Source organism: Caulifigura coniformis, from assembly GCF_007745175.1.
GTDB classification, from domain to species: Bacteria; Planctomycetota; Planctomycetia; order Planctomycetales; family Planctomycetaceae; genus Caulifigura; species Caulifigura coniformis.
Genome location: NZ_CP036271.1, coordinates 2,631,224 through 2,647,959, shown reverse-complemented (window position 1 = coordinate 2,647,959; position 16,736 = coordinate 2,631,224). Strand labels below are relative to the sequence as shown.

Here is a 16,736-nt window from a genome sequence, read left to right as displayed (position 1 = left end):
CAGCGCATGCCGAAGATTCTGATCACCGGGTCCGCCGGGTTCATTGGCGCCTATGTTGTCGGTGAGTTCCTGAACGCCGGCTGGGACGTCGTCGGGATCGACAACTTCTCGAAGTATGGCGAACTGCGGCCCGCTTACAGCGATCATCCCCGCTACCGGTTCGTTCGAGGCGACGCCAAAGACGTCGACCTGCTCAAGTCGCTTCTGCTCGACTGCGACCATTTCCTCGCCGCCGCGGCAATGATCGGCGGGATCGCGTACTTCCACGCGCTCGCGTTCGACCTGCTGGCCGAAAACGAACGGATCACCGCGGCCGCGTTCGAGGCCGCCATCTCGGCCCATGCGAGAGGGAGCCTGCAGAAGGTGACGGTGCTGTCGTCGTCGATGGTGTTCGAGAACGCGACGGAATTCCCGACGCCCGAAGGGGCGGAGCGCCGGAGCCCTCCCCCTTCCTCGACATACGGGTTCCAGAAGCTCGCCACCGAGTATTTCGCCCAGGGGGCGTTCCAGCAGTATGCCCTGCCCTACACGATCGTCCGACCGTTCAACTGCGTCGGCATCGGTGAGCGGCGAGCGCTGGCCGACCACGAGGTGATGTCGGGCAACATCAAGCTGGCGTTGAGCCACGTTGTTCCCGACCTGGCCCAGAAGATCCTCAAAGGCCAGGATCCGCTGCACCTGCTGGGAGACGGTTCGCAGGTCCGGCATTACACCTATGGGGGCGACCTCGCCCGCGGCATCCGTGTCTGCGTCGAGCACCCGCAGGCCCTGAACGACGACTTCAACATCTCCACGGCCACGCCGACCACGGTGCTCGAACTGGCCGAGGCGATCTGGAAGAAAGTTCACGGCGCATCAAAGCCGTTCCACTACGTCAGCGACGCCCCGTTTCCCCACGACGTCGCGTTCCGGTCTCCGTCGGTCGAAAAATCAAAGCGTCTCCTGGGATTCGAGGCCGCGACGACACTGGACGAGATTCTCGACGAAGTACTCCCCTGGATCGCCGAGCAGATCAAACTGGGAACGATCTGATGGACTCCTCCCCACAGGCGGAGCTGCTGACGCTCATCGTGCCGGTCTACAACGAGCACGAGAATTTCCCGCGCCTGGTCGAGCAGGTGGAGCGGGACATCCCGCAGCCGTTCCGCCTGCTGATGGTGTACGACTTCGACGGCGACACGACGGTTCCGGTGGCGCGCGAACTGGCGGCGACGCGTCCCTGGATGAGCCTCGTTCACAACACTCTCGGCCGGGGCCCGGCCAACGCCATCCGGGCCGGCTTTCAGGCGGCCGGTTCGGGCCCGGCGCTGGTGGTGATGGCGGACCTGTCCGACGATCTCCGTTGCGTGCCGGAGATGCTCCGCCTGTACCGCGAAGGGAATCGCGTCGTCTGCGCCTCCCGCTACATGCGCGGCGGCAAGCAGGTGGGAGGCCCGTTGCTCAAGCGGACGCTCAGCCGGATGGCCGGCCTGTCGCTGTACTATCTCGCGGGGCTGCCCACGCACGACGCCACGAACAACTTCCGGCTGTACGACGCCGATCTCGTCAATGAGATGGGAATCGAGAGCGAGCGCGGATTCGAGATCGGCCTGGAACTCACCGCCAAGGCCTATGCGCGACGGGAGCGGATCGCGGAAACACCCTCAACGTGGACAGACCGCACCGCCGGCGAATCGCGATTCCAGTTATGGAAGTGGCTGCCGCTCTATCTCCGCTGGTGGCGCCACGCGATGAAGGCCGGCTGGAGCCGACCGCCTGCCCCGTCGAAGTGACATGTCGGCCGGGGAACTGGCGTCAGTCCCATTCATGTGAGAGCCGTCTGCCGGGCGCGGCCCGGTCACGCAACTGTGGACCGATCCCCTAGGTGGTCGCCGCCGGCTCGCGGTCGACCACCTGTCCACGGGGGCGTTCTTCTGTCGCGCCCAGTGAACCGGGGTGGAGGGGCACGCGCAAACGAAACGTGCTTCCTTCGTCGGGAATGCTTTCGAACTCGATCCGTCCCTGAAGCGCCTGCGCGATCCTCTGGACGATCGGAAGTCCGAGTCCGACTCCCGGAACGCCTGATCGCCTGGCCGATTTCGACCGAAAGAACGGCTCGAAAATCGCGGGCTGGTCTTCCTTGAAGATGCCGTGGCCATGGTCCTGCACGGACAGGACGAATTCATCTGCCTGCCGGACCGCCTTGACGATGACCTGCGAACCGGGAGCGCTGTACTTGAAGGCATTGTCGACAAGATTGTGGAGCAGCTGACTGAGCAGGGCCCAGGAGGTCGACAGTCGAAGATCGGGCTCCACCTGCACCACCAGGTCCATCCGACGGGTGTGGATGTTCCATCGTTCCAGCTGACGCGAAATCCATGTTGCGACATCCCCCTCCTCAAACACCGGAGGATGTCCTTCCCCTTCGGCCCGCGCGAGGAACAGCAGGCCTTCCACCGCCTGATGCATTTCCGTCGCCTGCTCACGCAGCAGCGTCAACGTCCGGTTGTATTCCTCCGGCGTTCTGGGACGTCTCAATGTCACATCGATCTGCCCCTGCAGCACCGTCAGCGGGGTTCGCAGCTGATGGGCGGCGTCGCCGGTGAACCGCTGCTGACGCTCAAAGGCGCCCTGCAGCTGATCGAGGAGTGAATTGAAGGCGAGGGCCAGTTCGGCCACTTCGTCCCTCTGGTCGGTCACCGGCAGCCGCATGCGGAAATCGGCCGCGGTGACTGACCGGGCGCGGTCGGCCATGATCCGCACGGGGCGCAGCGCCTTGATGCAATACCACCGGCCGGCGATGGCGGCAAGCAGGAATGTGCCGATCGACAGGCCGCCGACGAGGAGAGCGAGTTCGTGGAGGTTTCTGTCGAGCGATTCGTTCGAACACATCACGGCGACGACGAGCCGCGAAAACTCGAGCGAGGTCCGCTCTTCGACTGGCTTCGGGGCCTCGGCCGAGCGGAAGGCCGTCAGGTATTCCCGATCGCCGCGGCGGAAGTGCGTGTGGACTGTTCCTTCGGGATCCATCGAATCCCGGCCCAGCTCGTAGCGGGCCACCTCCGCCAGATCGCGTTCCTCTTCGAGCGACAAATTCCCGGAGTGGTCGACGGTCCCTCCGACCTCATTGAAAACCGCCCAGCGAATCTCCTCGAGTCCGTCTTCGGCTCCGATCGCGACAGTATGGTCGGAGCGCTCCCATTTCACGTCGTCCGGTTCGTCTTCGATGGCGGCGATCAGGGTGTTGATCGCCGAGTGCATCCGCTGATGAAACTGCTGCGTCAGGTTTCGCTCCATGAGCCCGTAGAGCAGCAGTGAGAAGCCGGCCAGCGACGACGCCAGAGCAATCAGGAAGAAGGCAGAGACTCGATTGACGAGCGTCATGCCTTAGACCTCGTCACCGGGGGCTGCGTCCAGCATGTAGCCGCTACCACGGCGGGTCTGAATCACCCGGGGCCCGTTCACCTCGAGTTTCCGCCGCAGTTCCTTGATATGGACTTCGAGCGTATTCGACGACCCGTCATACTGTTCGCCCCAGACGCTGTCGAAGATCCGCGTTCGCGACAGGACGACTCCCGGGTTCCGCAGGAACAGAGTCAGCAGCAGGAACTCTTTGGCGGTGAGATCGATCGACTGACCGCCGCGCGAGACACGCTGGCTGGCGAGGTCGGCCCGGATATCGGAATACTCGAGCGTCAGGGAGTCCTGTCCCGGTCGCCGCAGCAGGACGCGCACGCGTGCGAGCAGTTCTTCGAACGAGAACGGCTTGCACATATAGTCGTCGGCGCCGGCATCGAGGCCTTCCACCCGCTGGGGAACGGCATCGCGTGCAGTGAGGAGCATGACGGGCGTCGAGCGATTCTTCTGCCGGAACCTGCGCAGGAGATGGATTCCATCCTCACCCGGCAGCCACCAGTCGAGAAGAATCAGGTCCCACTGCGAAGCCTGCATGGCCGTCCAGCCAGCAACGCCATCGGCCGCATGCTCGACGCGGTAACCTTCTTCGGAGAGCCCACGAACGACGAAGTCGCTGATTCGCGACTCATCCTCGATCACCAGAATTCGGCTCATACGGCGGACTTTCACCCGGGCGGCATCCGCACCGGTGGTCATGGATTCAGTCGTCATCTCGCGATTCTCCGGTCATTCCAGGCTCGTTGACGCCGGGACACTCGCAGGATCATCGCAAAGGACAAGTATACGCAGTGTCCCCCCCGGACTCGAACCGTCTGTGATCCGGACCGCCCATGATCCCGCGGCCCGTGAGGATAGACCGCCCGTCTGAAGCACGACTGAAGCGAACATAAGATCGTCTTCACGCCCGTTCCCGGGAGCGAATCCGACGCCGGTGGGCCCACACTTTTCCTGCCCGCCGGCCCCCCTAAGATGCCACCTGACCCCGGATCTCAATGAGGATGATCATGTCACGGAAATTTCTGCGTCCGGCGATGATGGCATTCGCCAGCCTGGCAATCGCCGCCGGCCTCGCCCAGGCCGATGAAGGGATGTGGCTCTTCAACGCCCTCCCCAAAAAGCAGCTCAAGGAACGCTACGGATTCGACGCCACCGACGAATGGACGCATCACCTGATGCGTTCGTGCGTGCGTTTTCCGGGAGGCTCGGGTTCGTTCGTTTCGCCCGAAGGGCTGGTGATCACCAACCATCATGTCGGCTCGGAATTCATCGATCAGCTCTCGACAGCCGAGCACAACTACATCAAGGACGGCTTCTCAGCGAAGACCCGCGCTGAAGAGCTGAAATGCCCCGACCTTGAGCTGAACAATCTCGTCAGCATCGAGGACGTTACCGCCAGGGTGACTGGCTCCGTGAAAGAGGGAATGGACCTGGCAGCTTCGCAGAAGGCCCGCCAGGCCACGATCAACACGATCGAGAAGGAAGCCCAGGACAAGACGAAGCTGAAGTGCCAGGTCGTCACGCTCTACCAGGGCGCGCAGTATCATCTCTATTCCTACAAGCGCTATACCGACGTGCGTCTGGTGATGGCTCCAGAGATGCAGATCGCCTTCTTTGGCGGCGATCCCGACAATTTCGAGTATCCGCGTTACTGCCTCGATTTCTGCGTCTTCCGCGTTTACGAAGACGACAAGCCGGTCAAACCCGAACACTTCCTGAAATGGGGCAAGGACCTGAAGGAAGAGGACCTGGTGTTCATCGCCGGGCACCCCGCGCGGACGAACCGCCTCAACACGGTCGCGCATCTGGAATACATGCGCGACATCGCCGTTCCGGAGATCCTCGAGTTGCTGCGCCGGCTGGAAGTGGCGCTGAACTCCTGGAGCGGCCGGAGCCCGGAGAATGGTCGTCGGGCCAAGGACGATCTGTTCGGCATCCAGAACAGCCGGAAGGCCCGCACCGGCGGGCTGGAAACGCTACAGAGCCCCGAGTTCATGGATGCGAAGATGGAATTCGAGAAGGAGTTCCGATCGAAGATCGCGGCCAATCCCGGGTTGAAGTCGACGGAAGCTGCGTTCCATGAGGTTGCCGAAGCGTGCAAGGCCTGGGAAGCCGTGCGACACGACTACAACAACCTGGAGAGGGGCGCCGCCTTCGAGAGCAAGATGTTCCATTTCGCACGGAGCCTCGTGCGTTACGCCGATGAGATCGGCAAGCCGAACGCGGATCGCCTGAAGGACTTTTCGGAATCGAACCTGCCGACCATCAGGGACGGGCTGGAAGCGCCGGTCCCCGTCTACCCGGACCTGGAGATCATCAAGCTGCGTTCCTCGCTGACGAGGTGGTTTACCAGCGTCGGTGCGGATGACCCGCTGCTGAAGAAGGTTCTCGATGGTGCGTCGCCCGTCGAACGCGCCGCAGCGCTGGTCAACGGCTCAAGATTGCACGAAGCGGACTACCGGAAGGAACTGCTGGAAGGGGGCCCGGAAAAGATCCGGGCCAGCCAGGATCCTCTGCTGAAACTGGCGCGAATCGTCGATGAGAAGGCGCGGCAGGCGAGGAAAACCTACGAAACGCAGGTGGAAGAACGGCTGCGGCAGGCCTACTCGAAGATCGCCGCCGCCCGGCTGGCTCTCGGCGGCGAAGATGTCTATCCCGACGCGACGTTCTCGCTGCGTCTTTCGTTCGGTCCCGTCGCCAGCTTCGAAGAGAACGGCCAGAAGGTTCAGCCGTTCACGCATTTCGCCGGCCTTTACAAGCGCTGGGAACTCAACGACAGGAAAGAACCGTTCGACCTTCCCAAACGGTGGATCGAGGCCAGGGACAAGCTGAACCTCGAGACGCCATTCAACTTCGTCTCAAAGCTCGACCACATCGGCGGCAACTCCGGGAGCCCGATTGTCGATCGGGAAGGTCGGATCGTCGGGCTGCTGTTCGACAGCAACATCTACGGCCTGGCGCTCGACGTGGGCTATACGGACAAGCAATGCCGCGCCGTGAGTGTCGACGCGCGGGCGATCGTCGAATCTCTCAAGAAGGTGTACGGGGCGCAGGCACTGGTGGATGAGATGACGAACTGAAGATCGACGGTCGTCGTTCCAGGAGAAGAGGCCCGGTTGTTTGACCGGGCCTCTTTTTTCGTACATCCTGACAATGTTGACCGTTCTCGAGCTGCGGAGAATTCGCACCATCTTCGGATCACGTGCAAACGCGGCCGGCGTTCAACGCGGAGTCCGTCCTCCTTCTTCCCCCAGCGCCTGGGTCGTCACGCTGCCACCCCCACCTTCTTCGCCCAGCGCGTAAGTCGTCGCCTGTACTGGTGGGCGGCCTCCCCCTTCTTCTCCGACGGCGTAGGTGGTCACCGTTCCGCCGCCTTCCTCTCCAACGGCGTACGTTGTCACCCGGCCGCCGCCTTCCTCACCAATGGCATACGTCGTCACCCGGCCTCCCCCTTCCTCGCCGACGGCGTACGTCGTGACGCGGCGAACTCCAATATCGCCGCGGCTGGGAGTAGTAGTGGCGTCCGCCCGAACGGTGACGCCATCCGTCACGCGCGAATGCGGTCCCTGCAACCCCGAATGTCAGGAGCCCCAGAGCATAGGCGGCGGCTGTCTTGAAAAAGCCGCGTCGCGGCGACCTCCCCTCGACAGTTCTCTCCGTCCCGACGTCGTCAACGGGTAAAATCACGCCATCAAATGGATGTTGCATTGTCCTGATCCAGGCACGCGAATTCGCCAGCCGCAGGATTGATCGTAGCGCGTCCAGACACGCGGTCAACCGGTGGAATCAGCGATGCCCATCCTCATTCTCGGCGGAGAAGACGACGAACATGCGATGCATGTTCTGCAGTTTCTTGCCCGAATCGGACGACCGGCCTTCCTGCTCGACAGCCGCCGGTTTCCGCAAAACCTGCGAATCAGCTGGTCTCCAGACACCGGCAGCGGCTTCATCACGATCGAAGACGGCCGGACGATTCCGCTCGAAGAGATCAGCGCGGTCTATTGGCGAAACTACTTTGGCGTCCTGTCGCCGCGACTCCCGGACAGCGACCAGTCGTACATCGCCCAGAACGATTCACGAAGTCTGTTCGAGTCGCTGTTGATCCAGCTTCCGGCGCGGTGGGTGAATTCCTGGGCCGCCTATCAATCCCATCAGACCAAGCCGGCCCAGCTGGCGATCCTCGCGGCAGCCGGGATTCCGGTTCCTCCCACGCTCGTGACGAACGACCCCGACGCGGTGCGGGAGTTTGTGCGCCGGCATTCGCGGGTGATCTCCAAACCGGTTCAGGGAGGCGCTCACGCGAGGCGCCTGGCACTCAAGGATCTCTCGAGCCAGCGCCTGCGGAACCTGGCGATCGCGCCGATCGCCCTGCAGGAGGAGATTGTCGGCGAAAGCGTCCGCGTGTTCATCGCCGGCGAGGCCCTGCACGCCTGCGAATTCGAGACTTCGGCCCTCGACTATCGCGACGATCCGTCCGCACGGCTCAAACTGATAGCACTTCCCTCTGACGTCGCGGACTTCTGCCGCCGGGCGGCGGCCGTGCTCGGCCTGGTGTGGACCGGCATAGATCTCCGCAGGACAGTCGATGGGCGATACGTCCTGCTGGAGGCCAATCCCAGCCCGATGTTTCTCGGCTTCGAAGAACGCACCGGCCTACCGTTGACGACCAGCCTCATCGACCTGCTGATCGCCCCCTGAGGACGCGACCGACCGCGGCGCGCCCTGCCGGAGTTTCACGCATCCGGTTTCGCGCGTTCGACGACGAGTCGGCTGATCGTCTTGAACTCCGTCGCTTCAGCCGTCTCACACCACTCGAACAGGACCGATTCCCACGTGGTGATCGTCGCGCCTTCGGCGCTCATCCGCCGGAGGGCGATCTCGTGATCGAGCGACTTTCTGGAGGTGACTGCATCGGCCGGGACATGCACGTCGAACCCGCGGGCGACGAGGTCGAGCACGGTCTGCAGGATGCAGACGTGGGTTTCAATTCCGGCAACGACCACCTGGCGTCGCTCGCCGGCGGCTGCGCTGGCCATCCATTCGAGTGAGGGGACCGCGCTGAACCGCATCTTGGCGACGGGAGCGTCCAGGTGCGCGGCCAGCGATTCCACCGTCGCTCCCAGCCCCCTGGGATACTGCTCCGTGGCGTCGGTCGGAATTCCAAGCACGCGGGCTGCCTCCAGCAACCGCCGGCAGGCATCCGTCGTCGCTTCCGCATCGAGCATGATGCGAATGAGCTTCGACTGGACATCGACAATCAACAGCCTCGATGTCTGTCGCGACAACAGGGCACGGCTCCGCGAATTCTCAAGCACAACGAGACTCCCCGAACACTCAACCGCGCCGGAAGGCGGCGCGACCGGTCACTTTTAGCGGTTGTGACGGGGCAGCGCAAGCCGGGAGGTGGCTCGGCGACAGCAGTCGCGGTATTCCGATTTCGTGAAACGGATCATGCCGATCTCGCGAGTTGACGGCGCGAGCAGTTCTGTTGAACGGAATTCGCGCCAAGGCTCTTTGAGCCATGCAGACCTGGCAAACGCTGGCGTGCGTACACGGCCAACACGGCGGTGTACGCACGTCTCGTTGAGGGCTTCCACGGGTCTTGGGCCCTCGATGCCTTCGTGTTGTGCGGAACGCAAGCAGGGTGAACCCAGCCGAAGATCGCCCAGACTCACCCTGCGGTCCACGACGCTTCCTTTCGAGCGACAGCGCATCGCGTGGTCGACGGTTCAGCCGATCACACGTTGGGGATGCATGTTCCCAGGCAGCTTCCCAGGACGCAGGGCCCCAGACAGTGCCGGCGTCCACCGCAGCCGCATTCGCCCGAGGGCGACAGACCGTTGGCGGTCTCCGCTGCAGGGCCGGATTCGTTCCGCCCGGGGGCCTGGAACGGATCGGATCCCTGCCGGGAAGCGACGTTCATCGAAAACTTCGGCAGCCTCATAGGAACCTCTCTCGATGGATGGCCAATAGGGACTGTCCTCCGGGCGCGCGACGACCACGCGGCGGATGACAAGACCGCGTGCCGCGGCTGCTTGAACCGCGGCACGACGGGAAAGCGCTGGCGCTCAGGCGACGTTCATGCCGACGTTGAGCCCGTTGCGCTGGTTCCTGCGGCCTGGCTAGCAGGCGCTGAGGCACGCGGCGAGCCCTGCGTTGCAGACCGCTGGAGGAATGCCGGCCGCGATGCACGCGCCGTGTGCCAGATTGCACCCGATCTGGCATAACGACTGTGGGGCGACGCCCCCCGTGCTTTGCGGCGCGGTTTCGTTGCCGCGATCCCGGTTCACAGTCTGTTTTGGAAGCTTCATCTCACCCTCCTTTTTGGGGTCCAACGACACTTCGGAACGAGAGACGCTCTCATTCCAGCACTCAGCTTCAGGACTGGCCGGGATCGGCGTAGGTCACGCAGTCAGATCCAGGACAACATTGTCGGCACCATCCGCCGAAGCACCTGGTCTGGCAGCTGCCAAATCCGACGACGCTCGCGGACGGCACGATTCCGTTGATGGAGTCTTTCAGGTGTTCGACTGCCGGTCTCTCGCCGCGGCGGGAGGCGGGGGTCAGATTGGGAAGCTTCATGTCAGTCCTCCAGAGAGTGGGTTCGGTGACGACTGATCAGCGCAACGTGAAGACCCTCTGTGATCCGGACAGGATGTGCGGCATCACATCACTGACATCGATCGTGTACCGGATTCCGCGACGCGCCTGCTGGAGGTTGTCCGGATTGAAGAAGATGATCACCACGTCCCAGCAGTCGTAATCCGGCCGGCAGATCGGACTCTTCTCCACCTCGATCGTGTCCAGTTCCATTCCGACGAAACGCGACTGGTTGGCGGGGTCGGCCAGGATGCCCTGGAGCTGCAGCGCATCGGTCGCGGCGTAGTTGAGCGCCCGATCTCGTGACGAGATGCCCAGGTTTCTCGTGAGCTCATACATCCGGTCCAGGATGTCCCTGGTCATCTCGATGGCTCCGCGTCCTCCCAGATCGTCGCCACCGGCCGGAAAGTGAGCGGTGATGGCGTCGATCAACGCGTCCGTCGTCCAGTTGGCAATTCCGCGGTGATCGGGCGCCAGGACCGGCACCTGCTCACCGGTGTACAGACGCGTCTCCCCAATGATCACGCCCGGCACGGCAATCCGTTCGACTCCCTCTCCGTAGACGATCCCCGGGAGTTGCACTGGCTCCTCTCTTCGGCCTCTTCGGGGCCGGCGTCCTTCCGGATCTTCAGGCGGAGGTGGGGGCGGCAGTTGACTCCTGAGAAAGGCCGTCAGAGTGTCGTGGGTTTCGAACGCAAATGGCCCCATGGGATTGATGGCATAGATCGGCGTCTCATCGATCTTGAGAATCCAGGTCAGCGCGGTGACGTCCGTGCGGTTGGCGAACTGGGGACCGTTCAGGATCGTGTAGTGTGGAAGACCGAGGTAAAGCGGATTTCCCGCGTCGTTGAGAATCGGCCTGCCGGTGGCGTCGAACGCCTGGATGGGAGTCCCGGCGTCGTCGACTGTTACTGGCCGGGCCGTGAGGTAGTTAAAGAGATTGGTATGGTTCTCCGGATCGCCGCCGATCCGGTTCGCGAAGTATTCACGCCGCTGCCGCGTGCCATAGTCGAAGCTCAGCTTCCCGATGGCGTAGACCTTCTGGAAGGAGGGAGCCGAGGTCTTCTTTCCGCCGCATCCACAATCGGACGGCATCACCAGTTCCGGCATCGAGTTTTCGATCGACGAACACGTGACTTGAGAGAATGGCAGGGGCGTCTCAATTGACGCCGCAGACGTCGTCACGTCTGCGGCCACCCCATCGCCCTGTGGAAGAACATTGCCTGGAGTTCCGCTGTATCCCAATTCGAGGTGTGAGTCCATCGAAGCCTGCCCTTTGCTGAGTGAGAGTGCGATTGCACCGGGAATGTTCAGCCGTCCTGCCAGAAGTCGGCGGCAATCCTTCACCGGCCGGTGTTGACATCCCAAGGCGGACCCGAGAATCGACTCACGTACGCTGGCAGCCGAGGGATGAATTCCATGGCGCAGCTGCAACGAGAGCAGCAGCGCTGCGACGCCCGCCACGATGGGAGTCGCATAGCTTGTTCCTGTGTGGGCAGCGACCTCGCCGGACGGAGATGCTCCGAGGATGTTTTCACCCGGGGCCAGAACACCCTGGGCCTGGTACGCGGCTCCCCAATTGCTGAACTCGAGCGGATGACCTTCCGAGTTCATGGCGCCGACGGCCAGAACAGATGGAATCGCGCCAGGAATGTGCAGGCAGTCACACCCCTGATTCCCTGCCGCAGCAACGATCAACACTTTTCGTCGATCGCATCCACGAACGACTTTCTCCAGGATGGGATGAGCTTCTCCGGACGGAGTGAACTCACCGCCGCTGATATTGATGACAAGAAAGTCCGCCCCATTCTTCACGGAGAATTCCACGGCCAGAGTGATGGCCTCCGCCAGGCGGATCTGTGAACAGGGCGCGACTCGCCCGTCCGCTCCGTCCTTGAACACGGGGATGATCACGCCGCGACAATTCGGAGCAATCCCCGCGACAGGCCCGACATGCTGGCCGAAGATCACGCTCGCGACATGCGTCCCGTGCGCGGCCGAGGCGCCGGTTGCCTCGCCGTGCACTCCAGCCACGCTCAGGCGAGCGCCGGAGAAAGCAGGATGGGCCAGGCTGACCGGACCATCCAGGACGGCAATCATGATCCGCGGATCGCCCTTCGTCGCGGACCAGAGATCCGTCAGTCCCGGAATGTGGAGCGTGCCTGCCTTGGCGCCGCGGTCCGCCACCGCTTCGCGTTCCGAGGTGCGCACGTTCCCGGCGAGGGCGGATCGGCGTTGCGACCCGGTTGCGCCGTGCGGGATTGATCCTGAACCAGCAAGTCCATGCCGGTTCACCCCGTGCTCGAGTTGGCCCCGACGCTGAAGCAACGTCGCCCCTCCCTTTGCAACCGACGAACTCTCGGCCCCGAGAGTTCGTGTCCCGCGCCCCGCCGACACAGCGCGTTCCCGCCGACCTTCGCTGCGCCGTCATGGCTTGAAAGGTCCGCAATGCCCCGCCTCGGCCCAGAGAGACTATGGCGGAGAGGTCTGTCAGCTAGTTGTCATGGCGATGGCGGATCGATTCTCCCCCGACGGCCCCGGAGAAGAGCCGCCGCGGCAGGAATCTCTGCGGCGACGTGGCGCAACAAGAGTGTCGGGCCTCGAGTTTGAAGCCCGACATTCCGATCAAGTCGGTCGCAAGTTTCGGCCGGGTCGCCCACGCCCCATCGTGCCGATCATGCGTCGCTGTGCATTCGAAAGCCGCGGTCGTCGAAGCCGATGTACAGCCGCGCGTTGGCGTTCTGGGCCAGCGTCTGCAGCGTCTCGAGTTCCGTGAGACGAAGCAGCGCCGGATGCTGCGCCAGGACGCTGGCCGACTTCGACCGCTCGGCGTAGGTGTGTGCTTCAGCAGACGCGCGCAGGCGGACGGCTTCGGCTTCCGCCTGATCCTGAAGCCGCCGGGCGGCCGCCTCTGCTTCCGCTTCCACACGCCGCGTCTCCGCGCGGGACCGCGCCTGAATCTCCTCCACCTCCGCCTTCGTGCGCGCTTCCACCAACTGGGCCTGGCTGTGCCGCTCGGCAGCGAGGACGCGATTCATGATCTCCTGGAGATTGCCGGGAAAGAGCAGATCCTTCACGTCGGCCCGACGGATGTTCACGCCGTAACCGGCCGCGACTTCCGTGACCTCTGCCAGGATCTGCTCGCTGAGCTTGTTCCGGTTGGTCAGGATCTCTTCGAGCACCATTGAGGCGAGTGCGCGGCGTGCGGCGAGTTGAACATCGCTGTAGAGCCGGTCCTCGAAGTTCTCGACGTTGTGCACCGCGGCGGTCGGATCCGTCACGCGAAACTGCACGAGGATGCTGACCCGGATCGCAACCTTGTCGGCCGTGAGGATTTCCTGGCCTTTGATCGTGAGGTCGCGTTCACGGACATCCACGAGAACGCACTCGACGTTCGGATCAGTGCGCCGCCACGCCGAGCGCTTGGGGATTTCATACCGTCCGGCATCAAGGACCTTCGTGAGTTTTCCGTTCTCGTACCAGAGCCCGCGATGGGTGGTTTTGACGATGAACTCTGTTCCCGGGTTGGAGATCGTCATGCTGCAGACTCCTGTCGACCGCGTGTAAGTGCCCCGAAGCGGAATCGATGTGGAGAACGGGCATCCAGATCAGGCAAATCTGAGCGATCCTTCCGAGAGGAGATCGCAGGAACCATTTGTTTGCCCGCTCCTGATCCCGCCGGGGCGAATGGTCTGGACTGGATTCGAACCAGCAACGCTGACTGATGTCGACAGCGTCCGCCCCGAGTGGCGGCCGGATCATCGTCGGCCTGGCCGACTGGATTAAGAAGATAACGCGGGCGGCGTCGAGGTTCGCGTCCAAAACGAAAAAGCCCGGCTTCCTGGAGAAGCCGGGCTTTCGTGGTGATCACTCTCAATGCTCCGGACGCTGACGCATCCGGCTCACTGGCTCTTAGTACATGTCGTCAGCGCCGCCATTCTTGCTGTCGTGGTGGTCGTCCTTCGGCGCTTCGGCGATGAGGGCATCGCTGGTGAGCAGGAGGGTGGCGACCGACGACGAGTTCTGGAGGGCGGTGCGGGTGACCTTCACCGGGTCGATGACGCCCGACTTTACGAGGTCTTCGTAGGTGTCGGTCGCGGCGTTGTAACCCATGTTGCCCTTCATCTCCGAGACCTTCTCGCAGATGACCGAGCCGTCCTTGCCGGCGTTGTTGGAGATCTGCGTCAGCGGAGCGCGGCAGGCGCGGCGGATGATGTTGTAACCCACTTCTTCGTCGTGGGTCAGTTCGCCGGGCTTCACCGCGGTGCTGGCGCGAAGCAGAGCGACGCCGCCGCCGGGGAGGATGCCTTCTTCGACAGCCGCACGGGTCGCGTGGAGGGCGTCTTCGACGCGGGCCTTCTTCTCCTTCATTTCGCTTTCGGTGGCGGCCCCGACGTTGATCTGGGCCACGCCGCCGGAGAGCTTCGCGATCCGCTCATCGAGCTTCTCGCGGTCGTAGTCGCTGCTCGAGCCTTCCCGTTCCTTGCGGATCTGGTCGACGCGGGCCTTGATATCGGCCGTCTTGCCGGCGCCTTCGATCAGGGTCGTGTTGTCCTTGTCGATGACGACCTTCTTCACGCGACCGAGGTCGGTCAGCTGGATGTTTTCCAGCTTGATGCCGAGGTCTTCGAAGATGGCCTGGCCGCCGCACATGATCGAGACGTCCTGCAGCATGGCCTTGCGGCGGTCGCCGTAGCCAGGAGCCTTGACGGCGGCGATCTTGAACGTGCCGCGGAGCTTGTTGATCACGAGAGTCGCGAGGGCTTCGCCTTCGACTTCTTCGGCGATGATCAGCAGCGGCTTGCCGCTGTTGACAACCTTCTCGAGAACCGGGACGAGGTCCTTGATCGACGAGATCTTCTTTTCGTGCACCAGGACGTAGGCGTCTTCGAGGACGCACTCCATCGACTGCGGATCGGTGACGAAGTAGGGGGACAGATAGCCGCGGTCGAACTGCATGCCTTCGACGACTTCGAAGTCGGTGGTCAGGCTCTTGCCTTCTTCGACGGTGATGACGCCGTCCTTGCCGACCTGTTCCATCGCGTTGGCGAGGATTTCACCGATCGTCTTGTCGCCGTTGGCGGCGACGGTGCCGACCTGGGCGATGGCTTCCTTCTTGTCGCACTTGATTGCCGCGTCTTTGAGCTTCGCGGTGATGTCGGCGACGGCCTTATCCATGCCGCGCTTCATTTCGAGCGGGCTGACGCCGGCGACGACGGCCTTGAGGCCTTCGTTGTAGATGGCTTCGGCCATGATGGTCGCGGTGGTCGTGCCGTCACCGGCGACGTCCGAGGTCTTCGAGGCGACTTCGCGAACCATGCGGGCGCCCATGTCTTCGAACTTGTCGGTCAGTTCGATTTCGCGGGCGACGGTGACGCCGTCCTTCGTGACGGTCGGCGAACCGAACGACTTTTCGAGGATGACGTTGCGACCTTTGGGGCCGAGGGTGACGCGAACGGCGCGGGCGAGTTTCGAGACGCCGCGACGCATCGCTTCCTGGGCTTCCTGGTCAAAGGCAATCATCTTGGCCATGAGTGATGTGCTCCGGGAGCTTATGTGTGGTGGAGGTGTGTTCGGGGTGGAGGCGGTACTGAGTCCTCAGTACCCGGTCCTCAGTCATTCGCAGTCAGGCCCGACAGAAGATCACTGACCTCTGACGTCCGGCCTCTGACCTCTTTAGTACGTCGCGAGGATGTCGGACTCGCGGAGGAGGAGGTATTCCTCGTCATTGACCTTGATTTCGTCGCCGGCGTAGCTGGAGAAAATGACGCGGTCGCCGGGCTTCACGGTCAGGGCGACGCGGGTGCCGTCCTTCTTCACGTGGCCTTCGCCGACAGCCAGAATCTCGCCCTTCTGGGGCTTATCCTTCGCGGAGTCGGGGAGGACGATGCCGCCGGCGGTCTTGGATTCCGCGGCCTGACGCTTGAGAACGACCTTGTCGCCCAACGGCACGAGCTTGATGCTGCCGGATTTCGCTGCGACCTTCTTCGCCATCGTTGAACCCCCAAACCTCTCGTCGAATACGGGCTGAGTGAAGCCGATTGATTTCAATCACGAGCATCAGTGCTCGGCGTCCTGTTTGTCGGAGTGCGGCAAGAATCTGGGCGCACCGGAACGCACAGGGGGCCATAGCGAAGGGTGTACCAATAACCACAAGTAACGTAAGTCGTTCCAAATTGGTCAATTACAAGATTTCCTCGACAGGACGTATCGCCGGATCGGCGGGAATGAGGCTGTCGAACCGTGTGAACACCTGCCGGAATGGCAGAACCGGCCCACGTCACTGGTCCGAGTGAACTTTCGCGGTCTTCGAGTCGCGGACCGCAGACGGAATTCAGGGCTCTCCCTGTCGGTTCTTGCTGATGGCGGGCGGCGCACGGTATGGTGGCAAGGGTCGACCGGCGGGCGGTCGCAACTGTGATGAGGGACACCTGTTTTTGACGGTCTGCGGAGTACGACGTGGCTGAACCATCTCCTTCCACCTCCGGGACTTCGCAATCGTCCGACCTGGCGCGGCGATACAAGGAATTCATGGACCTGCTGCCGCTGACGCTGGCGCTGGCAGGCCTGCCGACCAGTGAGAGCGGTCGCTACTACACGGAAGAGCAGATCGAAACCCGCGTCTTCGCGATCAAGCACGCCCACAAGGCAGCCAAGAGCCTGGTTCGAGAGATCGTGACCCGGTGAACGCACGGCTTGCTCAGGACAGTTCGGGCGACGCCCCCCCGGCGGGACCGAGGGAC

At 63.0% G+C, this 16,736-nt stretch carries 15 protein-coding genes; 5 read left to right on the top strand and 10 right to left on the bottom strand.

Annotated elements, in window-relative coordinates; translation table 11 throughout:
* Positions 1-6 precede the first annotated feature (6 nt).
* Both Pan44_RS10490 and Pan44_RS10485 read left to right on the top strand, forming a co-directional pair.
* A complete protein-coding gene (locus tag Pan44_RS10490) occupies positions 7-1,032 on the top strand; it encodes an NAD-dependent epimerase/dehydratase family protein (protein WP_145029901.1) in 1,026 nt (341 codons plus the stop codon).
* A complete protein-coding gene (locus Pan44_RS10485) occupies positions 1,032-1,772 on the top strand; it encodes a glycosyltransferase (protein ID WP_145029899.1) in 741 nt (246 codons plus the stop codon). The genes Pan44_RS10490 and Pan44_RS10485 overlap by 1 nt, the downstream gene beginning before the upstream one ends.
* An 88-nt stretch (positions 1,773-1,860) precedes the next feature.
* Here the strand turns inward: Pan44_RS10485 and Pan44_RS10480 are convergent, their stop codons facing one another.
* Both Pan44_RS10480 and Pan44_RS10475 read right to left on the bottom strand, forming a co-directional pair.
* Positions 1,861-3,363 (bottom strand): sensor histidine kinase, encoded by a 1,503-nt coding sequence (locus Pan44_RS10480; protein WP_145029897.1) that lies wholly within the window; start codon positions 3,361-3,363, stop codon positions 1,861-1,863.
* Positions 3,364-3,366: 3 nt separating this feature from the next.
* On the bottom strand, positions 3,367-4,050 hold the full coding sequence (locus Pan44_RS10475) for a response regulator transcription factor (RefSeq protein WP_145034994.1): 684 nt from the start codon (positions 4,048-4,050) through the stop codon (positions 3,367-3,369).
* 350 nt (positions 4,051-4,400) lie between these two features.
* On the opposite strand from Pan44_RS10475, the gene Pan44_RS10470 reads away from it, so the two are divergent.
* Entirely contained in the window at positions 4,401-6,473 is a 2,073-nt protein-coding gene (locus Pan44_RS10470) for a S46 family peptidase (protein ID WP_197454003.1), read from the top strand.
* Between the two features lie 141 nt (positions 6,474-6,614).
* Here the strand turns inward: Pan44_RS10470 and Pan44_RS10465 are convergent, their stop codons facing one another.
* Positions 6,615-6,944, bottom strand: a complete 330-nt coding sequence (locus Pan44_RS10465; protein ID WP_145029895.1) for a hypothetical protein — start codon at positions 6,942-6,944, stop codon at positions 6,615-6,617.
* A 241-nt stretch (positions 6,945-7,185) separates the two neighbouring features.
* Here Pan44_RS10465 and Pan44_RS10460 point away from each other — a divergent pair, with 241 nt between their 5' ends.
* On the top strand, positions 7,186-8,091 hold the full coding sequence (locus Pan44_RS10460; protein WP_145029893.1) for a RimK-like protein: 906 nt from the start codon (positions 7,186-7,188) through the stop codon (positions 8,089-8,091).
* Between the two features lie 35 nt (positions 8,092-8,126).
* Here the strand turns inward: Pan44_RS10460 and Pan44_RS10455 are convergent, their stop codons facing one another.
* The 7 genes from Pan44_RS10455 to groES all read right to left on the bottom strand — a co-directional run bounded on the left by Pan44_RS10455 (position 8,127) and on the right by groES (position 15,987).
* Positions 8,127-8,708 carry a hydrolase gene (locus Pan44_RS10455; RefSeq protein WP_231754280.1) on the bottom strand — a complete coding sequence of 194 codons (582 nt, stop codon included), beginning with the start codon at positions 8,706-8,708 and terminating at the stop codon, positions 8,127-8,129.
* 807 nt (positions 8,709-9,515) lie between these two features.
* The gene (locus Pan44_RS10450) at positions 9,516-9,704 is read right to left on the bottom strand and encodes a hypothetical protein (protein ID WP_145029891.1); all 189 of its coding nucleotides are present in this window, start codon (positions 9,702-9,704) and stop codon (positions 9,516-9,518) included.
* Between the two features lie 67 nt (positions 9,705-9,771).
* Positions 9,772-9,975 (bottom strand): hypothetical protein, encoded by a 204-nt coding sequence (locus tag Pan44_RS10445; protein ID WP_145029889.1) that lies wholly within the window; start codon positions 9,973-9,975, stop codon positions 9,772-9,774.
* A 36-nt stretch (positions 9,976-10,011) separates the two neighbouring features.
* Positions 10,012-12,204 carry a cyanobactin maturation protease PatG family protein gene (locus tag Pan44_RS10440; protein WP_145029887.1) on the bottom strand — a complete coding sequence of 731 codons (2,193 nt, stop codon included), beginning with the start codon at positions 12,202-12,204 and terminating at the stop codon, positions 10,012-10,014.
* 464 nt (positions 12,205-12,668) lie between these two features.
* The gene (locus Pan44_RS10435; RefSeq protein ID WP_145029885.1) at positions 12,669-13,532 is read right to left on the bottom strand and encodes a slipin family protein; all 864 of its coding nucleotides are present in this window, start codon (positions 13,530-13,532) and stop codon (positions 12,669-12,671) included.
* Between the two features lie 373 nt (positions 13,533-13,905).
* Positions 13,906-15,525: a chaperonin GroEL gene (gene groL / locus Pan44_RS10430; protein WP_145029883.1), complete on the bottom strand. Its 1,620-nt coding sequence runs from the start codon at positions 15,523-15,525 to the stop codon at positions 13,906-13,908.
* 144 nt (positions 15,526-15,669) lie between these two features.
* Positions 15,670-15,987 (bottom strand): co-chaperone GroES, encoded by a 318-nt coding sequence (gene groES, locus Pan44_RS10425; protein ID WP_145029881.1) that lies wholly within the window; start codon positions 15,985-15,987, stop codon positions 15,670-15,672.
* Positions 15,988-16,452: 465 nt separating this feature from the next.
* Between groES and Pan44_RS10420 the strand changes: the two genes are divergently transcribed.
* Entirely contained in the window at positions 16,453-16,680 is a 228-nt protein-coding gene (locus Pan44_RS10420) for a hypothetical protein (RefSeq protein ID WP_145029879.1), read from the top strand.
* Positions 16,681-16,736 lie beyond the last annotated feature (56 nt).

Coding starts and splice junctions, on each gene's coding strand:
- Pan44_RS10485 (WP_145029899.1), top strand. CDS start 1,032: ATGGACTCCTCCCCACAGGCGGAGCTGCTGACGCTCATCGTGCCGGTC.
- groES (WP_145029881.1), bottom strand. CDS start 15,987: ATGGCGAAGAAGGTCGCAGCGAAATCCGGCAGCATCAAGCTCGTGCCG.
- Pan44_RS10480 (WP_145029897.1), bottom strand. CDS start 3,363: ATGACGCTCGTCAATCGAGTCTCTGCCTTCTTCCTGATTGCTCTGGCG.
- Pan44_RS10435 (WP_145029885.1), bottom strand. CDS start 13,532: ATGACGATCTCCAACCCGGGAACAGAGTTCATCGTCAAAACCACCCAT.
- Pan44_RS10460 (WP_145029893.1), top strand. CDS start 7,186: ATGCCCATCCTCATTCTCGGCGGAGAAGACGACGAACATGCGATGCAT.
- Pan44_RS10475 (WP_145034994.1), bottom strand. CDS start 4,050: ATGAGCCGAATTCTGGTGATCGAGGATGAGTCGCGAATCAGCGACTTC.
- Pan44_RS10450 (WP_145029891.1), bottom strand. CDS start 9,704: ATGAAGCTTCCAAAACAGACTGTGAACCGGGATCGCGGCAACGAAACC.
- Pan44_RS10445 (WP_145029889.1), bottom strand. CDS start 9,975: ATGAAGCTTCCCAATCTGACCCCCGCCTCCCGCCGCGGCGAGAGACCG.
- Pan44_RS10470 (WP_197454003.1), top strand. CDS start 4,401: ATGTCACGGAAATTTCTGCGTCCGGCGATGATGGCATTCGCCAGCCTG.
- groL (WP_145029883.1), bottom strand. CDS start 15,525: ATGGCCAAGATGATTGCCTTTGACCAGGAAGCCCAGGAAGCGATGCGT.
- Pan44_RS10490 (WP_145029901.1), top strand. CDS start 7: ATGCCGAAGATTCTGATCACCGGGTCCGCCGGGTTCATTGGCGCCTAT.